The organism is Nesterenkonia aethiopica, from assembly GCF_039534665.1.
Classification (GTDB): Bacteria; Actinomycetota; Actinomycetes; order Actinomycetales; family Micrococcaceae; genus Nesterenkonia; species Nesterenkonia aethiopica.
Genome location: NZ_BAAAVT010000013.1, coordinates 22,203 through 48,375, shown reverse-complemented (window position 1 = coordinate 48,375; position 26,173 = coordinate 22,203). Strand labels below are relative to the sequence as shown.

General features: G+C 69.6%; 23 protein-coding genes and 1 tRNA gene. 7 read left to right on the top strand and 17 right to left on the bottom strand.

Annotation, left to right across the window (positions count from 1 at the left end; all coding sequences use genetic code 11):
- The first annotated feature begins 87 nt into the window (after nucleotides 1-87).
- The gene (locus tag ABD658_RS10735) at nucleotides 88-1,260 is read left to right on the top strand and encodes a right-handed parallel beta-helix repeat-containing protein (RefSeq protein ID WP_344681199.1); all 1,173 of its coding nucleotides are present in this window, start codon (nucleotides 88-90) and stop codon (nucleotides 1,258-1,260) included.
- A gap of 124 nt (nucleotides 1,261-1,384) precedes the next feature.
- Here the strand turns inward: ABD658_RS10735 and ABD658_RS10730 are convergent, their stop codons facing one another.
- Nucleotides 1,385-2,005, bottom strand: coding sequence for a ClpP family protease (locus tag ABD658_RS10730; RefSeq protein WP_344744516.1), 621 nt, complete (start codon nucleotides 2,003-2,005; stop codon nucleotides 1,385-1,387).
- Nucleotides 2,002-2,655, bottom strand: coding sequence for a ClpP family protease (locus tag ABD658_RS10725; protein WP_344681197.1), 654 nt, complete (start codon nucleotides 2,653-2,655; stop codon nucleotides 2,002-2,004). Before ABD658_RS10725 ends, ABD658_RS10730 begins: the two co-directional genes overlap by 4 nt.
- A 171-nt stretch (nucleotides 2,656-2,826) precedes the next feature.
- Here ABD658_RS10725 and ABD658_RS10720 point away from each other — a divergent pair, with 171 nt between their 5' ends.
- Nucleotides 2,827-3,330, top strand: coding sequence for a DUF2505 domain-containing protein (locus tag ABD658_RS10720; protein WP_070161547.1), 504 nt, complete (start codon nucleotides 2,827-2,829; stop codon nucleotides 3,328-3,330).
- 46 nt (nucleotides 3,331-3,376) lie between these two features.
- On the opposite strand, the gene pth is transcribed toward ABD658_RS10720, so the two are convergent.
- Nucleotides 3,377-3,961, bottom strand: a complete 585-nt coding sequence (pth, locus tag ABD658_RS10715; protein WP_344681195.1) for an aminoacyl-tRNA hydrolase — start codon at nucleotides 3,959-3,961, stop codon at nucleotides 3,377-3,379.
- Nucleotides 3,962-4,020: 59 nt separating this feature from the next.
- Nucleotides 4,021-4,647, bottom strand: a complete 627-nt coding sequence (locus ABD658_RS10710) for a 50S ribosomal protein L25/general stress protein Ctc (RefSeq protein WP_070161552.1) — start codon at nucleotides 4,645-4,647, stop codon at nucleotides 4,021-4,023.
- Nucleotides 4,648-4,921: 274 nt separating this feature from the next.
- Between ABD658_RS10710 and ABD658_RS10705 the strand changes: the two genes are divergently transcribed.
- Nucleotides 4,922-5,746: an alpha/beta fold hydrolase gene (locus tag ABD658_RS10705; RefSeq protein WP_344681193.1), complete on the top strand. Its 825-nt coding sequence runs from the start codon at nucleotides 4,922-4,924 to the stop codon at nucleotides 5,744-5,746.
- Between the two features lie 3 nt (nucleotides 5,747-5,749).
- Here the strand turns inward: ABD658_RS10705 and ABD658_RS10700 are convergent, their stop codons facing one another.
- The 3 genes from ABD658_RS10700 to ABD658_RS10690 all read right to left on the bottom strand — a co-directional run bounded on the left by ABD658_RS10700 (nucleotide 5,750) and on the right by ABD658_RS10690 (nucleotide 8,380).
- The gene (locus tag ABD658_RS10700; protein WP_344681191.1) at nucleotides 5,750-6,730 is read right to left on the bottom strand and encodes a ribose-phosphate diphosphokinase; all 981 of its coding nucleotides are present in this window, start codon (nucleotides 6,728-6,730) and stop codon (nucleotides 5,750-5,752) included.
- A gap of 40 nt (nucleotides 6,731-6,770) precedes the next feature.
- The gene (gene glmU / locus ABD658_RS10695) at nucleotides 6,771-8,177 is read right to left on the bottom strand and encodes a bifunctional UDP-N-acetylglucosamine diphosphorylase/glucosamine-1-phosphate N-acetyltransferase GlmU (protein ID WP_425574506.1); all 1,407 of its coding nucleotides are present in this window, start codon (nucleotides 8,175-8,177) and stop codon (nucleotides 6,771-6,773) included.
- Nucleotides 8,178-8,308: 131 nt separating this feature from the next.
- Nucleotides 8,309-8,380 (bottom strand) — tRNA-Gln (locus tag ABD658_RS10690).
- A 146-nt stretch (nucleotides 8,381-8,526) separates the two neighbouring features.
- Here ABD658_RS10690 and ABD658_RS10685 point away from each other — a divergent pair.
- Nucleotides 8,527-9,381 (top strand): DUF6612 family protein, encoded by an 855-nt coding sequence (locus ABD658_RS10685; RefSeq protein ID WP_344681187.1) that lies wholly within the window; start codon nucleotides 8,527-8,529, stop codon nucleotides 9,379-9,381.
- Nucleotides 9,382-9,425: 44 nt separating this feature from the next.
- Here ABD658_RS10685 and ABD658_RS10680 read toward each other — a convergent pair whose 3' ends face one another.
- Complete coding sequence (locus ABD658_RS10680; protein ID WP_344681185.1) at nucleotides 9,426-9,980, bottom strand: DNA-binding protein; 555 nt, start codon at nucleotides 9,978-9,980, stop codon at nucleotides 9,426-9,428.
- Between the two features lie 204 nt (nucleotides 9,981-10,184).
- Between ABD658_RS10680 and ABD658_RS10675 the strand changes: the two genes are divergently transcribed.
- Both ABD658_RS10675 and ABD658_RS10670 read left to right on the top strand, forming a co-directional pair.
- Nucleotides 10,185-12,029 carry a vWA domain-containing protein gene (locus tag ABD658_RS10675; protein WP_344681183.1) on the top strand — a complete coding sequence of 615 codons (1,845 nt, stop codon included), beginning with the start codon at nucleotides 10,185-10,187 and terminating at the stop codon, nucleotides 12,027-12,029.
- A 200-nt stretch (nucleotides 12,030-12,229) separates the two neighbouring features.
- A complete protein-coding gene (locus ABD658_RS10670; protein WP_344681181.1) occupies nucleotides 12,230-13,807 on the top strand; it encodes a hypothetical protein in 1,578 nt (525 codons plus the stop codon).
- Nucleotides 13,808-13,847: 40 nt separating this feature from the next.
- Here ABD658_RS10670 and ABD658_RS10665 read toward each other — a convergent pair whose 3' ends face one another.
- The 4 genes from ABD658_RS10665 to ABD658_RS10650 all read right to left on the bottom strand — a co-directional run bounded on the left by ABD658_RS10665 (nucleotide 13,848) and on the right by ABD658_RS10650 (nucleotide 19,777).
- On the bottom strand, nucleotides 13,848-15,203 hold the full coding sequence (locus ABD658_RS10665; RefSeq protein WP_344681179.1) for a serine/threonine protein kinase: 1,356 nt from the start codon (nucleotides 15,201-15,203) through the stop codon (nucleotides 13,848-13,850).
- 44 nt (nucleotides 15,204-15,247) lie between these two features.
- Complete coding sequence (locus tag ABD658_RS10660) at nucleotides 15,248-17,074, bottom strand: calcineurin-like phosphoesterase C-terminal domain-containing protein (protein ID WP_344681177.1); 1,827 nt, start codon at nucleotides 17,072-17,074, stop codon at nucleotides 15,248-15,250.
- Nucleotides 17,075-17,257: 183 nt separating this feature from the next.
- Nucleotides 17,258-19,168: an ABC-F family ATP-binding cassette domain-containing protein gene (locus tag ABD658_RS10655; protein ID WP_344681175.1), complete on the bottom strand. Its 1,911-nt coding sequence runs from the start codon at nucleotides 19,166-19,168 to the stop codon at nucleotides 17,258-17,260.
- Between the two features lie 54 nt (nucleotides 19,169-19,222).
- Nucleotides 19,223-19,777, bottom strand: a complete 555-nt coding sequence (locus tag ABD658_RS10650; protein ID WP_344681173.1) for a CGNR zinc finger domain-containing protein — start codon at nucleotides 19,775-19,777, stop codon at nucleotides 19,223-19,225.
- 70 nt (nucleotides 19,778-19,847) lie between these two features.
- Between ABD658_RS10650 and ABD658_RS10645 the strand changes: the two genes are divergently transcribed.
- The gene (locus tag ABD658_RS10645; protein ID WP_344681171.1) at nucleotides 19,848-20,822 is read left to right on the top strand and encodes an EamA family transporter; all 975 of its coding nucleotides are present in this window, start codon (nucleotides 19,848-19,850) and stop codon (nucleotides 20,820-20,822) included.
- Between the two features lie 3 nt (nucleotides 20,823-20,825).
- On the opposite strand, the gene ABD658_RS10640 is transcribed toward ABD658_RS10645, so the two are convergent.
- The 5 genes from ABD658_RS10640 to ABD658_RS10620 all read right to left on the bottom strand — a co-directional run bounded on the left by ABD658_RS10640 (nucleotide 20,826) and on the right by ABD658_RS10620 (nucleotide 26,066).
- Nucleotides 20,826-22,388: an NCS1 family nucleobase:cation symporter-1 gene (locus ABD658_RS10640; protein ID WP_344681169.1), complete on the bottom strand. Its 1,563-nt coding sequence runs from the start codon at nucleotides 22,386-22,388 to the stop codon at nucleotides 20,826-20,828.
- 192 nt (nucleotides 22,389-22,580) lie between these two features.
- A complete protein-coding gene (locus ABD658_RS10635; RefSeq protein WP_344681167.1) occupies nucleotides 22,581-23,570 on the bottom strand; it encodes a 4-(cytidine 5'-diphospho)-2-C-methyl-D-erythritol kinase in 990 nt (329 codons plus the stop codon).
- Between the two features lie 127 nt (nucleotides 23,571-23,697).
- A complete protein-coding gene (rsmA, locus tag ABD658_RS10630) occupies nucleotides 23,698-24,585 on the bottom strand; it encodes a 16S rRNA (adenine(1518)-N(6)/adenine(1519)-N(6))-dimethyltransferase RsmA (RefSeq protein ID WP_344681165.1) in 888 nt (295 codons plus the stop codon).
- The gene (locus ABD658_RS10625; RefSeq protein WP_425574505.1) at nucleotides 24,582-25,493 is read right to left on the bottom strand and encodes a TatD family hydrolase; all 912 of its coding nucleotides are present in this window, start codon (nucleotides 25,491-25,493) and stop codon (nucleotides 24,582-24,584) included. The genes rsmA and ABD658_RS10625 overlap by 4 nt, the downstream gene beginning before the upstream one ends.
- Before the next feature lie 108 nt (nucleotides 25,494-25,601).
- Entirely contained in the window at nucleotides 25,602-26,066 is a 465-nt protein-coding gene (locus ABD658_RS10620; protein ID WP_344681161.1) for a hypothetical protein, read from the bottom strand.
- Nucleotides 26,067-26,173: the final 107 nt, after the last annotated feature.

The following is a 26,173-nucleotide window of genomic DNA, read 5'->3' as shown; positions in this document are numbered from 1 at the left end:
GTCGTCGTTCGCCCTCCGGGCTGACTTTGCAACGTTGCATGACAGTTCTGATCCCCACGAGAGGCCGACATGACGACTCTTCCCGCGATGAACCATCCACCGACGGCTCCCCCGACGCCACCCGCCTTCCCCGACGTCCGACGTCGACCCAGGTTCCTGAGGAGAGCATTCGGCGCCGCTCTCGCCGTGCTCGCCCTGCTGACAGCCACTCTCACCGGCGGCGCACCCGCCATGGCGCAGCAGGACTGCGGCGGCGGAGACGCCGTCGTGACCGGCAGCCAGCAGCAGGGCTTCACCACCAGCTATCGCGGACAGACGGTCTATCAGGGTGAGAGCTACATCGTCGCCACCTGGGAGGCGGTCGGCAGCCTGACGCCAGGACGCACGTCCCAGGAGAGCGTCTCGGTGATGGCCAGCGGCTGGATCGGCCACCACACCATCGACCTGCCCAGCCACACCTCCTTCGAGGTCTGCGGCATCATGGACGTCGGCAACACCACCGGTCGCGGCGCCATCGAAGCCTTCGGCGCGACGGATGTCGCCATCCCGCATCTGACCATGACCGGGAGCCCCTGGTTCGGACTCCACTTCGGCGCGGTGCGTGGGCTGCACCTGGGCCAGATCACCCTGGACCTCACCGGCGGCCTGGGCGTCCGCTTCGACCGCGAGAGCCCAGACAGCATCTCCGTGGTCATGGACCGCATCCACGTCTCCGGCACCGACAACCACGGGGTGGAGACGTGGAACGTCAACGGCCTCGACATCGGGGCGGTGATCGCCCGGGACGTCGGCTACGCGGGGCTGCTGCTGAACAACACGCGCAACGCACGCATCGGGCTGGTGGACGGCCACAATGTGGCCACCGGCACGGGCTACGCCACCTTCCGCGTGGCCAACACCGCAGGACGCGCGGCCGACGGCGGATATGACACCAACGTCGTCGTGGACAAGGTGGTCGCCCACGGCGGCGGACGCGGCATCTTCTGCGTCTCCCAGTCCGGCGGGCTGCACGTCGGGGAGGTCGAGCTCAGCGGCACCGGCGGCAACGCCGTGCTGATCGAGAACTGCTACAACGTCACCCTGGCCTCCGGCACCGTCGACGGCGGCGGGGAGGTCCGCATCGCCTCGCGCAGCGAGTTCCCCCTCACGCGTGATGTGAGCATCACCCTGGAGGTCGACGGCACCTCCGTCCGCGAGTCGCCCTGCGGGGAGAACATCACCTGGCGCATCACGGGGGACGCCCCTCAGCACATCTGCTGATCACGGAGCCGCCGCGATCGACACAGGCCCTGCTGCTGCGCGATCCACGAGTCACTTTCCCGTGCATCTCCGCACGCGTCAGGCTCGGGATGATCGACGGGAATGTGACGCCTCGATGGAGGGATCACCCCGCGGCCGGGCTCACCGCCGTCGTGGGGCGGGTGCTCAGCACCTCGTCCACGAGCCCGTAGTCCAGGGCCTCGGCGGCGGCGAACACCCGGTCGCGGTCCGTGTCCCGGCGCAGCTGGTCCGGGCTGCGACCGGTGTGACGAGCCATGACCTGCTCGATCTCGCCCCGCACCCGGACCAGCTCGTCGGCGTGCAGGATGAGGTCCGGGATGGCGCCGCGGCCGGCACCGATCGCCGGCTGGTGGAGCACGATCCGGGTGTGCGGCAGCATGGAGCGCATCCCGGGCTCTCCCCCGGCCAGCAGCACCGCGCCGGCGGCGAAGGCCTGCCCCACGCAGGTGGTGGCCACCGGCGCGCGGATGTACTGCATCGTGTCGTAGATGGCCAAGGTGGCCGAGGGGTCGCCGCCCTCGCAGTTGATGTACAGGTTCACCGGCACCTGGGGGTCCGCGGACTCCAGATGCAGCAGCTGCGCGATGATCGCATTGGCGACCCCGGAGTCGATGCCGGTACCCAAGTAGATGATGCGCTCGGCGAGCAGCTGGGAGTAGACGTCCATGACCCGTTCGCTTCGGCCGTCCCGGCTGATCACATGCGGAATGGTGTAGGCGCTCATGATCCCTCCCCGTCGGCCCCCGGCGCGCTGCGCTCCACCTGGGAGGTGAGCCCCACCGGGCGGCGTCGTGCGCGCGGGATGATCGCGGAGAAGTCCGCGACGGCATCGACGAAGCCGTAGTCCACCGCCTCGGCGGCGGTGAACCAGGTGTCCCGCAGGGAGTCCTCGAACACTCTCTCCGGAGGCTGGCCGGTGTCTGCGGCGATGAGCCCCAGCACGGTGTCCCGGGTGCTGCGCAGATCCTTCGCCTGCAGCTCGACGTCCACCGTGGAGCCCCCGATCCCCGAGGATCCCTGGTGCATGAGGATCTTGGCGTGCGGCAGGGCATGCCGGCGCCCGGGCTGCCCGGCGGAGAGGAGGAACTGCCCGGCGCTGGCCGCCACGCCGAGCGCCAGGGTGGTCACCGGGCAGGGCACGGTGCGCATCAGGTCCCGCAGAGCCAGCATGGCCGGCACGGAGCCGCCCGGCGAGTGGATCCACAGGGCGATCTCGGTGTGCGGGTCGTCGGCGGCCAAGGTCATCAGCTGGGTCATCAGCAGCGTGCCGTTGTCGTCGTCGAGCACGCCGTCGAGGACCAGGACTCTGCGGTGAAGCATCTCCTGGCGGGCGGACTCGCCGAACAGCGGGGCTGCGGGGGTCTCATCACTCATGGTCCCAGGATCACCGTCGGCTCCCCGTCGCAGCGACGAAACCTGCTCTCGGCTGATCCGCCGTGGGCTGATCAGCTGACAGCGGCGGCGGGCCTATGATGAGAGGAGCCGCGGGCGACGTCACCTCCGACGTCGCCTTCCCCACGTCCTCACCCTGAAGGAGCACCGCCTGTGGCGCTTGAAGCTGAGACCGTCATCTCCCACTCCGTCGACAAGATCGTGACCGCCTACGCCTCCCGAGACTTCCACCAGCACCTGGCCGACACCGTCGGCTCCACGCTGGAGAGCTTCGAGGTCAGCGGGGACACGGACGGCGCCTTCCAGGTGACCTCGCAGCAGTCGATGTCCGTGGACCGGCTGCCGGACATCGCCAAGAAGGTGATGAAGGGGCAGGTCACCGTGACGGTGACCGAACGCTGGTCGACGCCCGACGCCGACGGCTCCCGCCGCTCCGACATGGACGTGAAGATCCACTCGGCCCCCGTCAGCGCCGAGGCCTCCCAGGTGCTGCATGCGCGCGGGCCCGAGGAGACGCTGTCCACGGTGCGCGGCGAGGTCTCCACGTCGATCCCGCTGATCGGCAAGAAGCTCAAGGCCGCCGCCGAGCCGTACATGAAGAAGTTCGTCGCGGTGCAGTCCCGCGAAGTGGCGCAGTGGATCAGCGCGAACGGCTGAGCAGCGCTCTCTGAGAGGGGGCAGAACGCCGTCCGCCGGGTGCGCCTCAGCTCTGGTGGACGGTGTTCTGCGTTGCGGTGAGACCGTCGGTGATGATCAGCTCGACGGCGTCGGCGGCCCGGTTGATCACCTGCGGCAGGTCTTTCGCCTGTTCGGCGGAGAACTTCTGCAGCACGTAGTCCGCGGTGTCCATCCGTCCGGGCGGCCGCGAGACCCCGACCCTGACCCGGATGTAGTCACGATCCCCCTTCAGGTGCTGGGTGATGGACTTCAGCCCGTTGTGACCGCCCTCGGAGCCGCCGCGTTTGAGCTTGAGGCGCCCGAAGTCCAGGTCGACCTCGTCGTGGACCACCACGAGTCGCTCGGGGTCGATGTCGAAGTAGTCCATCAGCCCGCGCACAGGCCTGCCCGAGGTGTTCATGTACCCCTCGGAGACGGCGAAGACCACCTTGGGTCCGCCTGCACCCAGACGGGCGGCCACGACCTGCGCTCCGACCTTGGTCCGTGTGTACTTCGCGTCCATGCGGTCCACGAGCTCATCGAGGACCATGTGTCCGATGTTGTGCCGAGTATGACGATAGCGGGGCCCGGGATTCCCGAGCCCCGCTATCAGCCAGGTGTCAGATGCCATGCCCCGCAGTCTATCGAGGCGTGGCCGTCGTGGGCGTCAGCTCACGCGTGTGGCGCTGATCAGGCGTCTTCGCCCTCACCGGACTCTTCGGCAGGAGCCTCGTCCGCAGCCTCGGCCTCCTCGGCACCCTCGTCCTCGCCCAGGTCCTGCGCAGTGGGCTCGTAGATGGTGACGACCGGGGACTCGAGGTCGGTCAGCGCGAGGGTGACGCCGGCTGGCAGCTGGAGGTGCTCCGGCAGGGCGTTCTCGTCGCGGTCGGTGATGTCGATGGAGATCGACTCCGGCAGGTGGGTCGCCTCCGCCTCGACGGCGACGGTCGGCTGGTCGAGCAGGTACTCGAAGCCGGAGGCCGGCTCACCGATGACCTCGACCGGGGCGTCGACGACGACCTTCTCACCCGAGCGGACGGCCAGCAGGTCCAGGTGGTCCACGCTGCGGTAGATCGCGTCGCGCTGGATGTCCTTGGGCAGGACGAGCTGCTTCTTGCCCTCGATGTCCAGGGTGATCAGCGCGTTGGGGTTGCGGACCGCCAGGGTGGTCTCGTGGTTGGGCAGCAGCAGGTGGATGGGGTCCTCACCGTGGCCGTAGACGACGGCGGGGATCTGGCCGCTGCGGCGGGCCTGGCGGGCGGCACCCTTGCCGAACTCGGTGCGGAGGGTCGCGGGGATGACGATCTTGTCAGCCATGATGTGTCCTTCGTCGGTTGTCTGGTGGAGTTCCAGGGCCTGGAGCCGGAACCGACGATTTCACGGGGCAGGTCGCCGCACACCTGGTGGAACACCGGGATTCCTCATCCCGGGCCGGGCGGCTGATGCGTCCTGTCCGTCGCCTCGTCGATCACGGAGTCACCGGCGGCCTGTACGGGCCGACGGCGCTCCCTCGCCTGGGCACAGTCGACCATGCTATCACGCACGCGCCGGGGCTTGTCCGGGCGAGAACGGGGCCACCATACTCGGTGCCATGAGCGATGATCCGACTGCCTCAGACGTGGCCGGCGCCCCCGCGCTGGAGGCGACCAGCCTGCGTGAGACCGAGAACCCGCGGCTGCTGCTGGTGCTCGTCCCCGGGTTGGGCACTGACGTCGCCTCCACCTGGAGGGCGGCGGCCGCACACCTTCCCGAGGACGTCTGGGCCGTGGGCCTGGATCTTCCAGGGCATGGCCGATCCGCACCGTGGACGGATGCGCCGGCCACGCCGTCGATGCCTCAGCTGGCCCGGGCCGTGGTCGACGCCGTGCAGCGCCTGCGCAGCACACACCCGCGCCTGGAGCACAGCCCGCTGCGGGTGGCCGGCACCTCGCTGGCCGGCGGACTGACCCTGCAGCTGGCCGCCGAGCACGGCGCCGTCGTCGACTCCGCCACAGTGTTCGGAGGCCTTCCGCGATTCGGCACCGCCGAGGCCTGGCGGGACCGCGCCCAGCAGGTGCTCGACGACGGCACGGAAGCCTTGACGGAGGGCAGCATGCCCCGGTGGTTCTCCCCCGCGTTCCGCGCCTCCGCGCCAGAGGCAGTCCACGCCGTCATGGGCTCGCTCCGGGCGGCGGACGACTCCTCCTATGCCGCCCTGTGCACGGTGCTCAGCGGCTTCGACCTGCGCAAGGAGCTGCCCGCGATCTCCACACCTGTCCATCTGGTGGCCGGCGAGCTGGACCCGGTGGCTCCGCCGGAGGAGATCCGTGCGGCCGCCGAGGCGATCCCGGGAGCACGACTCACCCTCGTCGACGGCGTCGCACATCAGATCGCCGTCGAACGCCCCCAGCGGGCGGCGGAGCTGCTGAGCGCCTGAGCCTCAGGCGTGGCCGTCGAACAGCGAGGTCACCGAGCCGTCGGCGAAGACCTCGTGGATGGCCCGGGCCAGGATCGGGGCGATCGAGAGCACGGTGAGCTGCTCGAAGCGCTTCTCCGCGGGGATCGGCAGCGTGTTGGTGACCACGACCTCCCGGGCGCCGCAGGCGGCCAGCCGCTCAGCGGCCGGGTCGGAGAACACCGCGTGGGTCGCGGCGATGATGACGTCCTTGGCCCCGGCGTCCTTGAGGACCTTCACGGCACCGGAGATCGTGCCCCCGGTGTCGATCATGTCATCGATGAGCACACAGGTGCGGCCCTCGATCTCGCCGACGACCTGCTTCGAGACGGCCTTGTTCGGCATGGTCAGATCGCGGGACTTGTGCACGAAGGCCAGCGGTGCACCCCCCAGGCGCTCCGCCCACTGCTCGGCCACGCGGACGCGCCCGGTGTCCGGGGAGACGACGGTGATCTCATCGTCGGCGACCTGCTCGCGGATGTAGTCGGCCAGCAGCGGCACCGCGAAGAGATGGTCCACCGGGCCGTCGAAGAAGCCCTGGATCTGCGCGGTGTGCAGGTCCACACTCATGATGCGGTCCGCACCGGCGGTCTTGTAGAGGTCGGCCACCAACCGGGCCGAGATGGGCTCACGGCCGCGTCCCTTCTTGTCCTGGCGGGCATAGGGGTAGAACGGGGAGACCACGGTGATCCGCTTGGCAGAGGCGCGCTTCATGGAGTCCACCATGATGAGCTGCTCCATCAGCCAGTTGTTCAGCGGCCAGGGGTGGGACTGCAGCAGGAACACGTCCTTGCCGCGCACCGACTCGGAGGACCGCACGTAGAGCTCGCCGTTGGCGAAGTCGTAGGCACTCATCGGCAGCAGCTCAGTGCCGAGCTCCGCGGCGATCTCCTCGGCCAGTTCGGGGTGGGCACGCCCCGAGGCGACCACCAGGGTCTTCTCGCCGCTCAGCCTGATCTCATCCATGCTGTAGTTCCTTCTCTCCGGTTCCCTGGGGTGTCACTGCTTACTCGGAGTCTGTGTTCGGCTCGGTGCGGCCCGCCTGCTGAGCGGCCTGGGCGGCCGCGGAGCCGGGCCGCTTCCGCTCCACCCAGCCGTCCGCATTGCGCTGCGGCGCCACCGACAGCGCCAAGGCCCCCGCCGGCACGTCCTTGCGGACCACGGCGCCGGCACCGGTGTAGGCGCCGTCTCCGACCTCCACGGGCGCCACGAATACCGTGTTGGAGCTGGTGCGCACGTGGCTGCCGATGACGGTGCGGTGCTTGTTCTCACCGTCGTAGTTGGCGGTGATGTTGCCGCAGCCGATGTTGGTGTGCTCGCCGATGGTCGCATCCCCGGCGTACCCGAGGTGGGAGAGCTTGCTGCCGCGCCCGATCGTCACGTTCTTGGTCTCGTAGAACGCACCGATCTTGCCCTCAGGACCGAGGTCGGTGCCGGGCCGCAGGTAGGTGAAGGGACCGACCGTCGCCCCGTCGCCGATGCGCGCTCCCACACCGTGGGTGCGGGTCACCGAAGCGCCTTCGCCGACGACGACGTCGGTCAGCGTGGTGTCCGGGCCGACGACGGCGTCGCGGCCGATGTGCGTGGTGCCGTGGAGCTGGGTGCCGGGCAGGACGGTGGTGTCCTCCTCCAGCGTCACGGTCGCATCGATCCAGGTGGTGGCGGGATCCACCACGGTGGTGCCCGCCCGCATGGCGGCCTCGACGGTGCGGCGGTTGAGCTCGGCGCCGAGCGCCTGCAGCTGGACTCGATCGTTGGCACCCTCGACCTGCCAGCGGTCCTCAGTGACGACGGCGGCCACGCGGCCGCCCTCACTCCGGGCCAGGGCAAGGACATCGGTGAGGTACTTCTCCCCCTGGGCGTTGTCCGTGGTGACCTGGGTGAGCGCACGGGTGAGCACCTCGGCGTCGAAGGCGTAGATGCCGGAGTTGATCTCGCGGATCCCACGCTGCTCCTCAGTGGCGTCCTTGTGCTCCACGATGCCGGTGACCGAGCCGTCCTCAGCCCGGACGATGCGGCCGTAGCCGGCGGCGTCGTCGAGGACAGCGGTGAGGACTGTGACCGAGTTGCCGTCGGCCTCATGGGTTCCGACCAGCTCCGCGAGCATCTCGGTGGTCAGCAGGGGGACGTCCCCGTAGGTGACCACGATGGTCCCGGTTAGCGTCGCGGCCCCAGGGCCGGTCAGCGCTGCCAGGCCGCATTCGACGGCGCGACCGGTGCCGGGGATCTCATCCTGGTCGGCGATCACCGCACCTGTCCCCAAGGACCCGATGTGGTCTGCGACCTTGTCCCGCTGGTGGCGCACCACGGCCACGAGGTGTTGGGGCTCCAACCCTGAGGCCGCAGCCAGGGCGTGGCCGATCATCGACCGACCGCCGATGCTGTGCATGATCTTCGGCGTGCGTGACTTCATCCGGGTACCCGCCCCTGCGGCCAGGACGATCACGGCGGTGGGTCGGGTCTCAGGTACAGCCACGGGCAGAAGCTCCTTGAGCGGGAATCGGAGGACCCCTCAATCCTAACGGCGGAGACGCCGTGGGGCCGTTCCGCCCCTAGGACTCGAACCTAGACTGCACAGCTCCAAAGGCTGGCGTGCTGCCATTACACCAGGGCGGAGTGCGGACCGGTGGCCACGCGTGGTTCATCTTCGCATGAGAGGCCCGTGGAGTTCACATCTTGACTTCCCTATTGCAAAGCACTACATTTGCCTACGTGAATACCAGCGAAGATCGCAGACGATCTCTTCACAGACGGGAAGAATCATGACATCGACGACATTCCCCACGCGCACCACAAGCTTCACCGCGGCGGCCGGCGTCGCCCTGCTGGCCCTGACCGGCTGCGTCAGCCTGTCACCGGGCGAGAGCCAGGTGAACTCGAACTCATCCTCCGCGGAGGCGGAGCGGGCCAACCACGATCAGCCCGGAGCCTCCCTCACCCACCCGGTGGAGGACGGAGAGGTCATCGCCCATATGCTCGACGCGCGAGAGACCCTCGAGACCCTGCGCACCGAGATGGTCATGACCTTCGAGCTCGACGCGCTCTGGGCCGCCCAGGATCAGCGCCTGGAGATGACCACCGAGGGCGCCGAGGACTTCTCCGAGGCCCTCATCTCCGGCACCGTCGCTGAGGACGGAGAGGTGCTGGAGTCCTTCGAGGCCTACGTGCAGGACGGCCAGGCGATCTCGAACACCGACGGAGCAGGCTGGGAGCAGGATCTGGACATGGAGCCGGAGGAGAGCGAGGACGACAGCCGATACAGCAGGGTGGCGCAGGGCATCGGCGAGCTGGAGCAGCTTCTGGAGGTAGACTTCGACGGCGCCTACCGCCTCAGCTACCGAGGCAGCGACCGCGAGGTCTTCGACGCCTTCGAGGCCCCGTTCTCCCTGACGCTGGACGGCTACGAGCCGGAGGACACCGAGATGACGGTCGACGTCGCCGTCGACCCGGAGACCTTCTACGTGGAGGAGTTCTCCTTCACGCTCCACACCAAGGACTCCGCAGGCCCGATCAGCCTGGGCATGGAGATCGGCGCGGAGTACTCCCAGTTCAACGAGATCCCGGCGCTGGAGATCCCCGAGGACGTCCTCGAGGAGGCCTACGGATCACAGGAGTGAGCACAACCTCCCGTTCTGGCCGCCGCTGAGCCCACAAGGACCTCTCAGAAGAGGTCCTTGTGGCGTGTGTAGTGATCCAGGGCAGGCCCGACGGAGCCGAGCCCATAGGTCCGCAGCACCTCGGCCAACCCGGGAGCGCCCCCTTCGAGCTGGTCGGCGGCCTCCTTGATCTGCTGCCCCGACGCCACAGCCCGCAGCAGGTGGCGCACACCCGCGACGACGGCGGCATCCCCACCTTCGGCCGAGACCATCGAGGTCGTCCGGGTGAAGCGCCCGGTCGACGACCTGATCCCTTCGAGCCGACCCGGAATCTCTGCCGGCTCCACAGCACCCTGATCCAGCTGCTCGGCGAGCTCATCAAGAGCCTGGAGCCGCTGAAGGACCGCCGGATTGCCGATCTTCACCCGCTGGGCGCTGTTGAGCTGAGAGAGCATCGGCGCAGACATCCCCAGCACACCGGCCAGCTCGGACTGATTCATGCCGAAGGCCTGCTTGACCCGGCCGAAGATCCCGGACAGCGGCTCGCCATAGGCGGCCCGCTGAGCCTCGATGTTCTCCTCCACCGTCATGGACGCCTCCTCTCCATCCGTCACCGTCATTCACTCATGCGAAGTCTACTCCGCCGGGGGACGGCATGCGACGACACCCGAACACCGGAGCACGCCCCTGCCCCACCGGACCATCCCCCATGGAGCTGGTGCTTCACCGGATGACACCTGAGGGCCACCATGACGACCCTTGACTTTGCAGTCGCAACTCCTTAGAGTTGCTAGTGCAAAGTTCATCTCACGGAGGAGAACATCATGGACACCCCAGCATGGCGCACCATGACCGCACTGGGCCTGGCCGCCGCACTCACCGGTGCCGCCGCCCCCGCCGCGCACGCCAGCATCACCGCCGACGTCGACGACCGGCAGGAGCAGAATGACCGGGACCGCCGCGAGGACCGCGACATGCGGACCGAGCGGCCCGACATCACCCAGGAGCCGACGGACTCTGACGAGGGCGAGCTGCTGCTGGTCCTCGACGCCTCCGGATCCATGTCCGAGCCGGACGCCGACGGCACCACCAGGATCGAGGCGGCCCGGGAGGCCCTGCACCAGGTGGTCGACGGCCTCGACGAGGACCAGCAGGTCGGCTTCCGCGTGTTCGCCGGTGAGGTCACGGACTACACCGACCCCGCCGCCTGCGAGGACTCCGAGCTCGTGGTCCCGGTCGGCGCCGACAACCGTGCCGAGCTGCGAGACGCGATCCAGGCCTATGACGCCGTCGGCGGACGCACTCCCTTGGCGCACGCGCTCTCCGAGGCCGCCGGCGACCTCGGCCAGACCGGCCCGCGGACCATCGTGCTGGTCTCCGACGGCGAGGAGAACTGCGTGCCGGACCCCTGCGAAGTGGCCGACACCATCGCCTCCCAGGGCGTGGACGTCACCATCCACACCGTGGGCTACCACGTGGAGGAGACCGCCCGTGAGCAGCTGCAGTGCATCGCCGCCGTGGCTGACGGGGAATACTACGACGCCGACGACGTCGACTCGCTCACCCGGACCCTGGAGCGGGTCTCCGACCGGGCCTTCGAACCGTTCAGCCTGATCGGCGAGGAGGTCACCGGTGGAGAGAACTGGGGCGAGGCTCCGCAGCTGGAGACGGGCCACCAGTACGTGGACACCCTGACCGAGCACACGCTGCACTACAGGATTCCCCGCCAGCTGGAGAACTCCTCGGTCCACGTGGGCCTGACCACCCACAATCCGCACGGCGACTCCGACTGGATCCGGATGGAGCTGGAGACCTGGGACGGCGACCGCTGCGACCGGGAGACCATGTCAGGCTTCCACTTCGCCACGCTGAACTTCCTCGGTACCGCGCAGGTCAGCGGGTACCGGGACCCGGAGCGCGACGCCGGGGAGGACCCGTGCGGCGAGGCCGACGAGCTGATCCTCTCCGTGGAGCAGATCGGCGACCCCGCGGATGCCGAGACCCTGGGGCAGGCCTTCGAACTGATGATCTACGAGGAGCCTGAGGCGCTGAACGTCACGGATCTGCCCGCCGAGGCGGAGCGCGGCGAGGTGGAGTGGACCGACATGGGCCGTGACCCCCGGGGCGCCCAGGACGTGGTCGGCGGCACCTCGTTCAACCACGCGCCGATCCTGGAACCCGGCACCACCTATGACGGGGGCATCATCCCTGGTGAGGCCCTGGTGTTCCGGGTGCCGGTGGAATGGGGTGAGCACCTGCAGGCCGAGGCCTACTTGGAGGCCCCGGACATGGAGACTGCGGAGAAGTTCTCCTCGCTGCACACCAGCGTGGGCATCCTCTCGCCGAACCGCGGGATGGTCGACTACGACTCGGGCCGCACCGGTGCCCAGCGTTCGGACATCTTCCAGGCCATGACCCAAGAGGTCCGCTGGCACAACCGCGAGTCCTCGACCTCCGGTGTCGCTGTGACGGACACCGCCGGTCACTACTACGTGACGCTGGTGATGGACCACACCGACGACGGCGCCACCTTCACCCTGCCCTTCCGGCTCACGGTGGACACCTTCGGCGAAGCCGGTGACGGCGCCCCGGAGTACGCGGAGGACCCCGAGGAACTGCGACCTGGACGCGACGAGCGGGAGGACGAGCAGGAGGACGGACGGGCCTGAGGAAGGGGCACTCGCACACCGACCGCACGCTTCGTCCACGATGGCGGCCCCGGGACGGGAGGAGTCCCCTCCTGGCCCGGGGTCGCCGCCAGTAGACTGCACGATGAGGGTTCCTGACCTCCGGGCCCCGAGACCGTGCCGTCGACATGCCGCCAGAGATGCCGACCCCACGATCGAGGGGACCACCCGGGGAGGACGCCATGAAAGGCCGCCACACCACGACCGGTCATCAGGACCCGCCGCACCGCACCGTCGAAGAGGCCCGGGAGATGACCATCAGAGCCCCCTACCGGACCATCGCCGCCATGGGCGGCGCCCTGCTGGTCATGCTGCTGCCCGGCCCTGAGGCCGCCGCCGCAGGCGAGGACACTGTGCAGGACACTGTGCAGGAGCCGGTCCTGCAAGGTGAGGAGATCACCGGCGGATCCAACCCCGGCGACGCCGTCGCGCTCAGCTCCGGCACCCAGTACCTGGATGAGTTCACCACCGGCACGCTCCACTATCGGATCCCCCGAGAGGTCGCGCATTCGACTCTCCACGTGGGGATCACCACGCTGGGTCAGTCCGGCGACGGCGACCAGGTGCGGGTGGAGATGGGCACCTGGGAGGGCGATCTGTGCGCCTCCGACACCATCTCGAGCTCCGCCTCCGGGTTCCTGGACCATCTGCGCACCACCCACGTCGCCGCAGGTCCGCCCTTGGACGGAGGAGCCGACGGGACCTGCGGCTCCTCCGAAGAGATCGTGCTGACCATCGAACTCAACGCCGACCCCGAGGACGCCGTCAGCGTGGGCCAGCCGCTGGAGATCCTCGTCTATGAGGAGCCGCGACCGGTACGCCTGGGGGAACTGCCTCCGCCGGACGAAGGCTTCGACCATGACTGGCGAGACATCGGCCGTGACGTCTCTGGGGCTCTGGAGATCGAACCCGGCCGGTCCTTCGGCATGGCACCTGAGCTCGAGCCCGGCAGCACCTACGAAGTGACGATCCGGCCAGGCGAGACGCAGATCTTCCGTGTGCCGGTGGACTGGGGCGAACGCCTCCAGGCCGAAGCGTTCTTCCCGGAGCCGGACGAGCACCTCGCAGACCGGCTCGCCGGGATGGGTTCGGTGTCCCTGGCGGTCACCAACCCGCTGCGGGCGCTGGTGGACCATGACTCCGGCACGCTGAGCACGTCCTCCGCCACCCAGAGCCGGGTCAGCCCCGGCCCGGTCCGCTGGTTCAACCGGGAGTTCAACTACAACATGCTCGCCGGGGATCACTACCTGGTGGTCACCGCCGATGAGCACGACGCCTCAGACAGCCTCTCCCTCTTCTACCGTCTCACCCTGGACACGTTCGGTGAGGCGGGCGACGGCGCTCCCGCCTACCCCGACGACTACGAGGGCGCGTGGCCGACGTTCTCCGGCGGCGAGGTGACCGCTGACGGGCCCGGCACCGGCGCTCTGACCAGGATCAGCGCGCTGGGCGACAGCACGGCCGTCGTCGCGGTCCTGGCCGTGGTCGGGCTGCTCCTGATCGGCTCCGGGTCCATCGTGCTGGTCCGAGTCATCCGGGATCCCCGGCCGCTTCCGGACGGAGCAGGGCCCGCCCCCTGGCAGGGACCGGCGCCTCAGGGACCAACACCTCAGGGACAGCAGGTCTACGGGGCCGGACCGTATGGCCAGCCGCCGTCCTCTCCGAGCCGCTATGGGCAGAGGCCCTACGACCAGAGGCCTCCCGCCGGCGGCGCCGCACCGGAGCAGCCTTCGTGGGGGCGGGGTCCTGAACAGCACTGACCGGCACTGACCCGCGCCGGCCTGTACCGGGAGTGACGGGTCAGGTCAGCACGATCCAGAACGTGAAGAGCAGCACCAGCAGACCCAGCAGGATCAGTCCCAGGGCGATCCCGATGCCACGGAGCCTCGGAGCTCGCCGGGCGGCCCCACCGTGAGCCGTCGGGGTCCCCCCTGTGTGGGCGGACAGGCTCGTCTGCGGCTGTCCGCCGGTGTATTGGCCCGGTTCCGGTGATCGTGGAGCCGGGCCGGAGTTCGGGCTGGGGCCCACACCGGGACCCCGTGTGGGGTTCGGCGTCGGACTGGGCGCGGGGTTGTGTGCAGGGTTCTGGGCGGGGTGCTGTCCGGCTGGCTGGGTCGCCGCAGGCGCGACCGGTCGAGTCGGTGCGGAGCGATGGTCGAGCATCGCCGTCGACGCGGCGACCGTCTCTGCATCGTCTGTCCCTGGGGCGGCGGCATCAGGGGCGGTCCCGGCCTTGCTCGGTGGGGGTCCTGGAACCGCGGCCCCATGCCCATCGGCCGGGCCGCGAGGAGTCCACTCGGGCGGCAGCTCGGGAACCTGGTCGAAGACCTCGACGTCCCCGAGGATCCCCTCCAGCGGGAGCCGGTCGGTGAACAGCTCCGACTCGACCAGGGCCTGTCGCGCCGTCGTCGCATCCTGGATGCGGGCCGTGATGCTGGGAGCTGCCAGTCGGGTGACGATATCGACCAGTCTCGGGGGAAGCGGGTACGGCAGGTCCGCGCCAGCGAGCGCCTCGGCGGCCTCGGTGTCCTGGTCGGGACGCAGCCCGATGAGCATCTCGACCGCGCACATGCCGGCGGAGTAGAGATCCGCCCGAGGATCGGGGTCCCACCCCAGGCGCAGACATTCCGGCGCCAGGTAGCCGGGTGTGCCCAGCGCGTAGGGTCCCTGGGTGAGCCGGGGCTCGTCGATGCCCGCGGCGATCCCGAAGTCGCCGAGCCACAGCTGGGGCCGGTCCCGTCCGGTGGCGTCGAGCAGCAGGTTCGCCGGTTTGACGTCCCGGTGGACCAAGCCTTCGGAGTGGATGGCCTCCAGCGCGGCGAGCAGCTGGTCCAGGAGCAGGGCCACCAGGCGGGGCGGCAACGGCCCGAAGTCCCCCACCAGTGTGGACACTGAGCCGCCGCGGATGATCGGCATGGTGAACAGGACCTTGTCGTCCTCCCCCGCCCATCCGGTGGGGGCCAGCACGTGCGGGTGGTCCAACCGCAGGCTCTGTTCACGGATGAAGCGCAGCAGGGAGGTGGCATCCACCTGGCGGAGGACCTTCGCGGCGCAGTAGGTCTGCCGTCGGTGGTCCCAGGCGCGCCAGACCGTGCCGACGCCGCCTTCGCCCAGCGGGTCGACGAGTTCGTAGCGTCCTGCGAAGACATCCCCCATCGGGGCCAGTCTAACGACGCACCGACCGTGCGGCGGGCAGCCGTTCAGTCGATGACCTCGAACTCCACGGTGTCGGTGAACTCGTCTCCGTGGACATCGGTGGCAGTCACTTCAGCAGAGTGGGTGCCCGACGCCAGGTCCTCCGGCAGGTCCAGGCGCCACAGGTGCATGCTCCGGTCCGCAATGCTGCCTCCGTGCACCAGCTGCTGCTGCACCGCCGTCGGATCGGAGTGCTCGGCGCCGACCCGCTGCCCCTCGCCCTGCATCTGCTGAGTGCGCTCGGCCTCCACCGGCTCGCCCCCGTCGAGGGAGACCTCCACGGTGGATCCTGTGCCGCCCATCCAGAAGTTTGCGGTCAGCCAGGCCTCTCCCAGATCCTCCTGCGGGACCTCCAGCGGAGACTCGAATTCAGGGGCCTCTCCGGCGTCGTCCTCGTGCGCGGCGAACCAGTCACGGTAGGCCGGGGTGTTCAGCCCCAGGCTCATCTGGGTGGAGCCGTCGTCTCCGCGGGCGGTGAACCGCTCGGTGAGGTGCTCACCACGAGCCTCCAAGGTGATCACCCCGGGCACTCCGCCGTCGCGCTGGATCGCCGTCGGATAGCCTTCCTCGAGCATCTCTCCGGAGAACCAGTCTCCGGAGATGGCCCCGGCGGTCAGGTGGGTGAACGGCAGCTCCTCCACACCGAAGGTCTCCTCCCACCCGGTGAGGCTGTCCCCGGCGCGCAGGTTCTCGATGCTGTGGGTGTGCCCGCCGACGGTGATGACTTCGCGGCCCTCCAGGATCTCGTAGATCTCTGCGACCTCGTCGACCTGGTGGACGTCACTGCCCTGGTCAGCGAAGTCAAGCAGCGGGATGTGCGTGGCGAGAACGATCGCCCGGCCCTCTGGGACCTCCGCGATGTCCCGGCGCAGCCACTCGAGCTGCCGCTCCCCGAGGGCCCCGTTGTACCCGTCGCCGACCGGGTACTCGATGGAGTTCAGCGCGACGACGTGGAGCTTGCCGACGTCGTAGGAGTAGTACTGCGGCCCCAGCTGGGCGCGGAAGGTGTCCACCGAGTGTTCGCGGGACTCGGCGTCGAAGTCCAGGTCATGATTGCCCGGGAGGAACCGGGCCGGCCCGTTGAGCATTCCGGAGAGCTCCCGGACGCTGTCATAGAGTGCCAAGTCGTCACCGACGACGTCGCCGATGAACAGGGCGCCGCAGGAGCTGTAGTCCTTCCGAGCGGCGAGGTCGGAGAACGCGCCGGCGCGTGCGTACTCGACCTCGTCCTCGTCATAGGTCTGCACGTCCCCGCCGATGACGCAGCTCTGATGTGGGTGCTTGGCGCCCATGTCCTTCTCCAGCGGGAAGTTCAGCGCCTCCGGAGCCGGGCCTGTGGGCTCGAGGCCGCCGTACTCGAGCTCGGGCGACCCCTGGGGCATGTGCGTGTAGGCGAACTGCGCGACGTTGTCCTCATCCACCGGCACCTGATATCCGCGCGGCTGGGTGACGAAGACATCCATGCCGTCCTCCAGCGGCAGTTCGTAGCGGCCTTCGGAGTCTGTGGTGACGACGTCGCGCCCGTTCGAGACCTGGACACCGGCCACGCCCTTCTCTCCATCGTCATGAGTGGAGCTGCGATCGGCGTCCTCGAAGACCACGCCGGAGACCATATCCGCAGTCTCGTCATCTCCCGGAATCACCTCGACCTCACCCCGGTAGGCGTCGTCGTTCCACCCGGAACCGGCCTGTGTGGTGCCAGGCGATGTGCTGTCTGACTGCGTCGTGCTGTCACCCTGTGCGACGGCGGCCGGGCCGGCGAGCAGGGCAGCCGCAGCCAGCACCGCACCGGTCGCGGCGGGTCGTGCGGCTCGGACGCGTAAGAGATCCACGATCGTCGTTCCTTTCGTCACTGCTGGTCAGAGTCGCCCCGGGCTGATAGCCCCTGGGGCCTCGACAACTCTGACGTGCGCACGTGAACGACCGGCCAATCCCTGGCCAGACTGATGTGACCAGCGGTGAAGAACGCGTGACCAGGAGCTGGGCAGCACCTGGACATGACACGGTGGAGGACCTCACTCCACGAGCTCGCCGGCCTCCAGCCAGGTCTCCTCCAGCTCGGCGAGCTGGGCGTCCACGTCGTCGAGCTCGGCCTGCAGGGCACGCAGCCGGTCCAGGTCCACGGCCTCGGAGGCGGCGGCCATCTGGTCATGCAGCTGCTGCTGGCGCTCCCCCAGCTTCTCCATCTGCTTCTCGATCCGCGCCATCTGCTTCTTGGCCTGCCGCTTCTGGGCCTCAGAGGCTCCCGAGCTGGACGCCTGCGCCCCCGCGGGCGCCGACGAGCCCGCCGCAGTGGCGGACACCCCAGCGCTCGATGCTGCGGGGACCGTCGTCGTACCGGGTGCCGCCGCCGCCTGGGCGGTGGACTGCCCGCGGTAGGTCCGGTTCGCGGCACCGGGCACCGGCTCCTGTCCGGCCCGGATGCGCAGGTACTGCTCCACCCCGCCGGGCAGAGCCCGCAGGGCACCGTCGCCGAGCAGCGCCACCTGGTGGTCGGTCACCCGCTCCAGCAGGTAGCGGTCGTGACTGACCACCACCAGGGTGCCGGGCCAGCCGTCGAGCAGATCTTCCATGGCGGCGAGGGTGTCGGTGTCGAGGTCGTTGGTGGGCTCGTCGAGCATGAGCACGTTCGGCTCGCCGGTGAGCAGCTTCAGCAGCTGCAGACGCCGCCGCTCGCCGCCGGAGAGGTCCCCGACCGGGGTCCATTGGCGGCTCCGACTGAACCCGAGGGTCTCCAGCAGCTGGCCTCCGGAGAGCTCCTTGCCGCCGACCTCGAAGACCTGCTTCTCCTCGGTCATCACCTCGTGGACCCGCATGTGCGCGCGGTCACGCAGCTCTTCGACCTCTTGGGAGAGGATTGCGGTGCGCACGGTCTTCCCGCGTTTCACGCGGCCCTCGTCCGGGCGGACCCGATCGTCCAGCAGCTTCAGCAGGGTGGACTTGCCCGCGCCATTGACGCCGACGACGCCGACCCGCTCCCCCGGGCCCAGACGGAACGTGACGTCGTCGAAGAGGACATTGCGCCCGCCCTCGGCATCCACGGTCAGACCGACATGCTCCAGGTCGAGCACATCTTTGCCCAGCCGCGCGGTGGCCATCTTCTTGAGGCTCACCGTGTCCCGTGGCTCGGGGACGTCATTGATCAGCGCATTGGCGGCGTCGATGCGGAACTTCGGCTTCGAAGTCCGGGCCGGGGCGCCGCGGCGCAGCCAGGCCAGTTCCTTCTTCACCAGCTGCTGGCGCTTCTGCTCCTCGACGGCGGCGGCCCGGTCCCGCTCGGCGCGGGCCAGCGTATAGGCCGCATAGCCGCCGTCGAAGGACTCCACCGTGGCGTCATGGACCTCCCAGGTCAGCGTGCAGACCTCGTCCAGGAACCACCGGTCGTGGGTGACCACCAGGAAGGCACCCTCGTCGGCCTTCCATCGGGTCTTCAGGTGGTGCGCCAACCAGGCGACGCCTTCGACGTCGAGATGGTTGGTGGGCTCGTCGAGCATGAGCACATCGTGGTCACTCATCAGCAGCTTCGCCAGCGCCACCCGGCGCCGCTGCCCACCGGAGAGCGCGCCGACGGGCTGCTCCCAGTCCAGCCCGCCCAGCAGCCCGGAGGCGATGTCCCGCATCTTCGGGTCGGAGGCCCACTCATGGTCGGCCATGTCCCCGACCACCGCCTGGCGGATGCTGGCCTCCCCGTCGAGGACGTCGGACTGGTCCAGGAAGCCTACGGAGACGCCGCCGCGCCAGGTGACCCGGCCGGAGTCGGCCTCAGACTGGCGGGCGAGCAGGCGCATCAGGGTGGACTTGCCGTCCCCGTTGCGGCCCACGATGCCGATCCTGTCCCCGGCGTCGATGCCGAGGGTGATGTCGTCCAGGACGGTGCGAGTGCCGAAGGTGATGCTGAGCCCTTCGGCTCCGAGGAGATGCGCCATGCGTTAACACTTACCCCAGATGCCCCGCCTGCACCCAAACCGAACACTGAGCCCTCACCCCCGGCGGCTGCGGTAGGCCGCCGCGGCAAGGCGGTTGCCGCAGGTCACCGAGCAGAATCGGCGGGAGCGGTTCCGCGAGAGGTCCACCAGCACCTGCGCACAGTCCTGCGCCGCGCAGACGCGCAGGCGGTCCAGCTCTTCGGCACGGATCACGTCCACCAGCGCCATGGCGGCCTCCACCGCCATGCGTCGCCACAGCGGCGCCTCGGCGGCGGTGGCGTGCAGGTGCCAACCGAAGTCGTCATGGGTGACCAGCTGCGGCAGCGCCTGCGCCTCCGCCAACCACGTGTTGACCTGTCCCACCGCCTGCTCGGTGTCCATCGACCAGACCGCGTGCAGGTCCTTCCGGAATCGGTGGACGCCCTGCAGCTCGTCGGCGTCGTGGGTGCGACTGCCGGTCCACCGCCACTGCTCCACGAACGCGTCCAGCGCGGCGACATCCGGCAAGTCCTCCCGCGGCGCGGCCCCGGCGCGCATCACCTCCGGTGCGGTGTTCACCAAAGCGGCGGCGTTGGCCAGCGCGACGTCGACATCATGGGTGAAAGTCATCTTTGTACGTGATCTCCGGGCGGTCTACCATCATTGACGTTGCTGCTCCACACCCATGATAGGAGGGCCCGTGGCGGTCCAGGTCTCCTCACGCCGGCTCGCCGTCGGCCTGCTCATCGCCCTGTTCTCGGCCGTCGCCTTCGGGTCCTCCGGCGGCGTGGCGAAAGGGCTGCTGGACTCCGGCTGGTCCCCCGCCGCGGCGGTGACACTGCGGATCCTCATCGGCGCCCTGGTGCTGCTCCCGCTGGCGGCCGTAGAGATGCGCGGGCACTGGGAGCTGCTTCGCCGCCGTCGCACGTGGGCCCATGTGGCACTCTTCGGAGCCCTGGCGGTCGCCGGCTGTCAGCTGTTCTTCTTCCTGGCCGTCACCCACCTCACCGTCGGCGTCGCTCTCATGCTGGAGTACCTGGGCCCGATCCTGGTGGTGCTGTGGCTCTGGGCCGTCCGCCGCCAGACGCCACGGGCTCTGACCCTGGCCGGCATAGGCCTGGCTCTGACCGGCCTGCTGCTGGTGCTGGACGTCTTCAGCGACGCGCAGATCAGCATGATCGGGGTGCTGTGGGGGCTGCTGGCCGCCGTGGGCCTGGCGGTGTTCTTCCTGGTCGGCGCCGACGAGTCTACGGGCCTGCCGCCCCTGGCGTTCACTTCGCTGGCGATGCTGCTGGGCGCCGCCGCCCTGGCGCTGGCCGGAGCCCTGGGTGCGGTGCCCTTCGAGATGGCCGCTGACGACGTCCCGCTGGCCGGGGCCGTGGTGCCGTGGTGGGTGCCGGTGCTGTGGCTCGGCATCATCGCCGCCGGCGTCGCCTATGCGACCGGGGTCATCGCAGCCCGGCGCCTGCAGGCCAAGCTCGCCTCCTTCGTCGGACTCACGGAGGTGCTCTTCGCCGTGGCGTGGGCCTGGCTGCTGCTCGGCGAACTGCCGGCGATCATTCAGCTCCTCGGCGGGCTGCTCATCCTCGCCGGCGTGGTGTGCATCCGGCTGGACGAACCCTCCCGTCCCCGGGTCCAGCCCGACCTGACCACCCCGGCGGCGGCGCGGACCTGAGCCTTACGACGCCGAGGCCAGCCGGTTGGCTCGCATGGCCACCAGGTGAAGCAGCCCTCCGACGACGGCACCGAGGATCCAGGCGAAGCCGCTGTAGTCGTCCAGCTGCGGCGTCCACACCAGGATGATCGAGAGCACCGAGGCCACGGAGAAGGCGAAGATGGCCCGGACGTTCCACCCCTTCTGGTACCAGTACAGCCCCTCGGGATCCGAGGAGTACAGCTGCTGGACGTCCATCCTCTGGCGCTTGACCAGGTAGTAGTCGGCCACGATGATCCCGTACAGCGGCGCCAGCAATGCTCCGAGGGTGTCCACGAACATCGGCAGGCCGAACTCGGAGATCACCGAGACCCACAGGGCCCCGATGAGGAAGCCCGCCGCCGCCGTGATCCACCCCGCCCGGGTGAAGTTGATGTGCCGCGGCGCGAGGTTCGACAGCGAGTAAGCCGGCGGGATGAAGTTCGCCACCACATTGATACCCAGCGTGGCGACGAGGAAGGTGACCGCGGCCAGGACCGTCAGCGGGGTGTTGTCCACGGCGGCGACGATGTCGGTGGGGTTCGTCATCGGTGTCCCCTGGCCCTCCTGGTAGAGGACATACGCTCCGGCGGTGATGAACACCGACAGGAACGTGAACAGCGCCAGACTGACCGGCAGCCCGAGGAAGTTGCCCATCCGCATGGCCCGGTGGCTGCGCACGTTGCGGGCGAAGTCCCCGTAGTTGATCACCACAGCCGCGAAGTAGGCCACCATGGTTCCGGTGACGCCCACGAAGGCGCTGACCGCCGCCCATCCGGTGACCTCGTCCCGGGAGAAGATCCCGGCCACCGCGGTCGGAAGGTCCGCCCCCACCTGGATCCAGATGGCCACCAGCAGGGCGATCATCACCAGATAGACGCCCGGGCCGGCGATGTTCAGGAATCGGCCGATCCGTTCGATTCCGCCGATGAACAGCGCCACCTGCAGGGCGGAGGCCAGCACATAGGAGGCCCAGGAGACCCCGTCCATGCCCAGGAGCGTGGCACCGCCGGGCGAGCCCAACAGGGCGTTGAGCGCCAGCGCGATCGCGGTGGAAGCGAAGTAGGTCTGCGCCCCGTACCAGAAGATGGCCACCACGGCTCGGACCAGCGCAGGGAACTGCGCACCCCGGACGCCCATCGAAGCCCGAGCCAGCACGGGGTACGGGAATCCGTACTTCACGCTCGGCTTGCCGCTGAGGTCCACCAGACCCTGGATGATGAATCCGGCCAGCAGGATCGCGGCGAAGACGTACCATCCGTTGATGCCGGCGGCGATGAACAGGCTGGCAGCCAGCGTATAGCCGGCCAACGACTGGATGTCATTGGACCAGACGTTGAATATCTCGAATGCGCCCCACCGCCGCTGCGACTGCGACAGGGGCGCCAGGCTCTCATTGCACAGGTCCGGATCCGCCGCCGCGACGTCGAAGGCCTCGGCGCAGTCCACGCCGTCGCCCATGGTCGCCTCGCGCATCGGACCGGCGGTCTGATCCGCACCCCGTCCCCCGGCCGTCCCGCCTGCGCCCTCAGTTCTTCCCGTGGTCATCGCGCCTCCTCGCCGGCCTGCCTCGCTGCTCATGCCGTGTCCCGGCAGAGCCATGACGAGGCTCAGACTGTCACAGGACATGTTTCCGCAATGTGAAAACTAAGGTCCATGATGTGACGACGAGTGTAATCTGCCTCACACGGGGTGCGTCAAGAGGGCGCGCGGCGTGATCTCAGGCGGGCGCCACCGGGCTCATTCACCGGCGCGGTGCGTGAGCAGATGCGCCCCAGGCGCAGGCCCGCTCACCGGGATCGCCCACACCGAGGTGCGCTCCTCCAGCCGGGTGGCCAGCTGCCCGGCGGCTTCGGCGTCGCGGGCCAGGAACAGCACCGACGGCCCGGATCCGGAGACCATCCCCTGCAGGGCCCCTTCCACCAGGCCGACGTCCATCATGTCCTCCAGAGAGCCGACCATGCTCACCGCCGGAGCCTGGAGATCATTGGCCATCAGGGCGGCGACGAGCTCCGCATCGGCGGTGCACACCGCTCGCACCAGGTCCGGATCGAGCGCCGGCTCCTCGGCCTGGACTCCGGCCTCCTCCCGCATGGCGTCCAGCCGGCGATAGACCTCCGGAGTGGACAGGCCCGTGTTGGAGGGCACAATCACCAGATGCAGATCCCCGCGGGTCAGCAGCGGCGAGAGCTCGTCCCCCACCCCCTGTCCGACGGCGGCGCCGCCGAGGATGGCGAAGGGCACGTCCGCACCCAGCGCGGAACCGATCTCCGCGAGCTGCTCCTTGGACAGGCCGGCCTCCCACAGGGCGGAGCAGGCCACCAGGGCCGCCGCCGCATCCGCGGAGCCGCCGCCCATTCCGCCGGCCACCGGCACGTTCTTGGTGATGGTCAGGTCCACTCCCCGACGGTGCCCCAGCCGCTCACGCAGCAACGCCGCCGCCCGGTGCGCCAGATTGGACTCGTCGACGGGGATCGCCGCGGTGACCGTCTCCCCCGTGTCCGGGTCCTGAAGCTGCACGTCGCTGAAGGCGGAGCGCTCCGAGAGGCTGACGGTGATCGCCTCATCCTCCCGGGGGGCTGCCGTGACCTCTTCGGTCAGCCCCACCGCCAGATACAGGGTGGCCACCTCGTGGTATCCGTCGGCGCGGGGAGGGCCCACGCGCAGGCTCATGTTGACCTTGCCCGGGGCCACGGCCGTGACATGCCCGAAGAATTCGCTGTCCTTCATGATGCGTGTTCCATCCTCCGCGTCTCAGCGCCCCTCAGCCCGAGGGCGACCACGTCTCTGGGTGCCTCCGCACTCTACCGTCTGGGCCTGACGCACCCGCAGATCTGCTCCGACCGCCGCCGTCCGGTCAGGCGGTGTCTTCGGGAAGCTGCCGCCGCGCCTCCGCGATGCGGGTGTAGGCACCGACGTCGAGCGTCTCACCGCGGGCCTGCGGATCCACCCCGGCGGTGCGCAGCATCTGCTCCGCCCGGGCGCCGGACCCCGCGAAGACCGCCAGCGCGGCGCGCAGCGTCTTCCGCCGCTGGGCGAAGGCGGCATCGATCACGGCGAATACCTCCTGGCGGGTCACGGCCTGCGACGCCGGCTCGACCCGGTCGAAGCGCACCAGACCGGAGGAGATCCTCGGCTCGGGCCAGAAGACCTTCTTGCCGACCACCCCGGCCTTCCGCATGCGGGTGTCCCAGGCGGCCTTCACACTGGGGACTCCGTAGATCTTGGAGCCCGGGCCGGCGCACAGCCGATCGGCGACCTCTTCCTGGACCATGACCAGGCCCTTGCGCAATGAGGGCAGCACCTGCAGCAGCTGCAGCACCACCGGCACTGCCACGTTGTAGGGCAGATTGGCCACCAGCACTTCGGGCCCGTCGTCCTCCCAGCGCAGCGCCTCGGGTTCCACCCGCAGAGCGTCCTCCGGCACCACGCGCAGCGCCTCGGTGCGCTGCGGCCGCATGAGCGCCACCGTCTCGGGCAGCTGCCCCGCCAGGGCGGGATCGATCTCCACGGCGGTGACCTTCGCGGCCTCGTCCAGCAGTCCCAGGGTCAGCGAGCCCAGCCCGGGCCCGACCTCCAGCACATGCTCATCGCCGCGCAGCTCGGCCAGACCGACGATGCGCCGGATGGTGTTGGGGTCGATGACGAAGTTCTGCCCCCACTGTTTCGTGGGGCGGACGCCGAGTCCCTCAGCGAGGTCCCGGATGTGGGCGGCGGAGAGCAGCTCCGGGCCGCCGCCGCTCACGTCCAGCTCCCATAGGCCTGGACGGTGTTGAGCATGACCTGCTGGCACAGCGCGTCCAGCTCGGTGTGCCGCACCTCGGCCATGAGCCGCATGGTCTGCGGGATCAGGTAGGGCGCGTTCGGCCGACCCCGATACGGGTGCGGGGTGAGGAAGGGGGTGTCGGTCTCCACCAGGATCAGGTGGGGGTCGGCCACGTCGAGGGCCTCCCGCAGATGACCCGCATTCTTGAAGGTCACCGTGCCGGCGAAGGACATGTACCAGCCGTTGGCGTTGCAGATCCGGGCCAGCTCGGCGTCCCCGGAGTAGCAGTGGAACACCACCGACCGGGGCAGCGCGGGGGCATCGCGCAGCACCGCGACGACGTCCTCGTGGGCGTCCCGGTCGTGGATCTGCATCGCCAGGCCGCGCTCGACCGCGAGCTCGATGTGCCGGCGGAAGCTCTCCTGCTGGGCGGCCACGCCGTCGGGCCCGGTGCGGAAGTGGTCCAGCCCGGTCTCCCCGACGGCGACGACCTGCTCATCGGCGGCCAGCTCGGCGATGCGGGCGAAGGCATCGTCGAACTCGCCGGCGGCGGTGAGCTCGGGGGCCTCGTTGGGATGCAGCGCGACGGCGGCCTTGGCCCGCGGATCCGCCGCGGCCGCGGTCACGGAGAACTCGGAGGAGGCGACGTCGTAGCCCACGCAGACAGCGCCGGCCACCCCGACCGCTTCGGCGGCGTCGAGGGCGGCCTCCACGGAGACGGCCACCTGGCCGTCTCGGAAGTCCAGGTGGGCGTGGTTGTCGATCACCGGCACGTCCAGGGGCTCCGGCGCGGGCGGGTACTCCAGGCGACGACGACGGCCCGAGCTCTCCTCGGCGGCGTCGCGCACCGGCCGCTCGGCCTCAGGGAGGCGGTCGGCGGCGGGGATGTAGGCCTGCGGGGTCTGCCCTGGGGTCACCGTGGTCTGCTGGCGGGTCTCACTCACAACCCACCAGCTTAGTACCCCGGGCAAGCCAGCACCGCGGGCAAGGGCGGATCAGCGGCGGTTCGGTCGCTGGTCGATCACGCGGCGGAGGCCTGCGGCCACAGCTCCGGTGATCGCGCCCCAGATCAGGTTGACGATCAGCACCGCCGGAATGGCGATCGGGTGGGCGAAGGGCCCCTGCAGCTCGCCGTCCAGCAGCGGAGACAGGACTGCGGAGAGCAGCATGCTCAGCACCGCATACGTCAGACCGGCCAGCACGAGCGTCAGCAGGGGCCGCTGCACGCGCGCCAGCACGACGACGGCGATCCAGATCACCGAGATGACGAGGGTGGCGCTCACGGCGACGGCGCCGGCGGCCACACCGGGGGCGCTGCTCAGTCCGGTGATGTGCAGCAGCGGGCGGACCAGCGCCACGGCGCCGAGTCCGAGGATGAGCAGCCAAGGCAGCGGGGGCCGGTCGGCGGCACCCGGCGTCGAGGAGGTCGAAGGGGCGGAGAAGCTGTGCGTGGTGTTCATGGACTCCACGCTACGGAGCCGGATCCCGCCGACCATCCGTCGCGCGGCGTCTCCTGGGGTCGCTCGCAGGCGACCTCGACGGTGCGCGCGAGTCGCCGTGGAGCGAC

Excerpts from the sequence above, each read along its gene's own strand:
- ABD658_RS10665 (WP_344681179.1), bottom strand. The coding sequence starts at position 15,203 with ATGGGGGATGTCTTCGCAGGACGCTACGAACTCGTCGACCCGCTGGGC.
- ABD658_RS10640 (WP_344681169.1), bottom strand. The coding sequence starts at position 22,388 with ATGACCACGGGAAGAACTGAGGGCGCAGGCGGGACGGCCGGGGGACGG.
- ABD658_RS10620 (WP_344681161.1), bottom strand. The coding sequence starts at position 26,066 with ATGAACACCACGCACAGCTTCTCCGCCCCTTCGACCTCCTCGACGCCG.
- ABD658_RS10735 (WP_344681199.1), top strand. The coding sequence starts at position 88 with ATGAACCATCCACCGACGGCTCCCCCGACGCCACCCGCCTTCCCCGAC.
- ABD658_RS10680 (WP_344681185.1), bottom strand. The coding sequence starts at position 9,980 with ATGACGGTGACGGATGGAGAGGAGGCGTCCATGACGGTGGAGGAGAAC.
- ABD658_RS10685 (WP_344681187.1), top strand. The coding sequence starts at position 8,527 with ATGACATCGACGACATTCCCCACGCGCACCACAAGCTTCACCGCGGCG.
- ABD658_RS10725 (WP_344681197.1), bottom strand. The coding sequence starts at position 2,655 with ATGAGTGATGAGACCCCCGCAGCCCCGCTGTTCGGCGAGTCCGCCCGC.
- ABD658_RS10730 (WP_344744516.1), bottom strand. The coding sequence starts at position 2,005 with ATGAGCGCCTACACCATTCCGCATGTGATCAGCCGGGACGGCCGAAGC.
- glmU (WP_425574506.1), bottom strand. The coding sequence starts at position 8,177 with ATGAAGTCACGCACGCCGAAGATCATGCACAGCATCGGCGGTCGGTCG.
- ABD658_RS10705 (WP_344681193.1), top strand. The coding sequence starts at position 4,922 with ATGAGCGATGATCCGACTGCCTCAGACGTGGCCGGCGCCCCCGCGCTG.
- ABD658_RS10655 (WP_344681175.1), bottom strand. The coding sequence starts at position 19,168 with ATGGCGCATCTCCTCGGAGCCGAAGGGCTCAGCATCACCTTCGGCACT.
- ABD658_RS10670 (WP_344681181.1), top strand. The coding sequence starts at position 12,230 with ATGAAAGGCCGCCACACCACGACCGGTCATCAGGACCCGCCGCACCGC.
- ABD658_RS10710 (WP_070161552.1), bottom strand. The coding sequence starts at position 4,647 with ATGGCTGACAAGATCGTCATCCCCGCGACCCTCCGCACCGAGTTCGGC.
- ABD658_RS10700 (WP_344681191.1), bottom strand. The coding sequence starts at position 6,730 with ATGGATGAGATCAGGCTGAGCGGCGAGAAGACCCTGGTGGTCGCCTCG.
- pth (WP_344681195.1), bottom strand. The coding sequence starts at position 3,961 with ATGGCATCTGACACCTGGCTGATAGCGGGGCTCGGGAATCCCGGGCCC.
- ABD658_RS10650 (WP_344681173.1), bottom strand. The coding sequence starts at position 19,777 with ATGACTTTCACCCATGATGTCGACGTCGCGCTGGCCAACGCCGCCGCT.
- ABD658_RS10635 (WP_344681167.1), bottom strand. The coding sequence starts at position 23,570 with ATGAAGGACAGCGAATTCTTCGGGCATGTCACGGCCGTGGCCCCGGGC.
- ABD658_RS10675 (WP_344681183.1), top strand. The coding sequence starts at position 10,185 with ATGGACACCCCAGCATGGCGCACCATGACCGCACTGGGCCTGGCCGCC.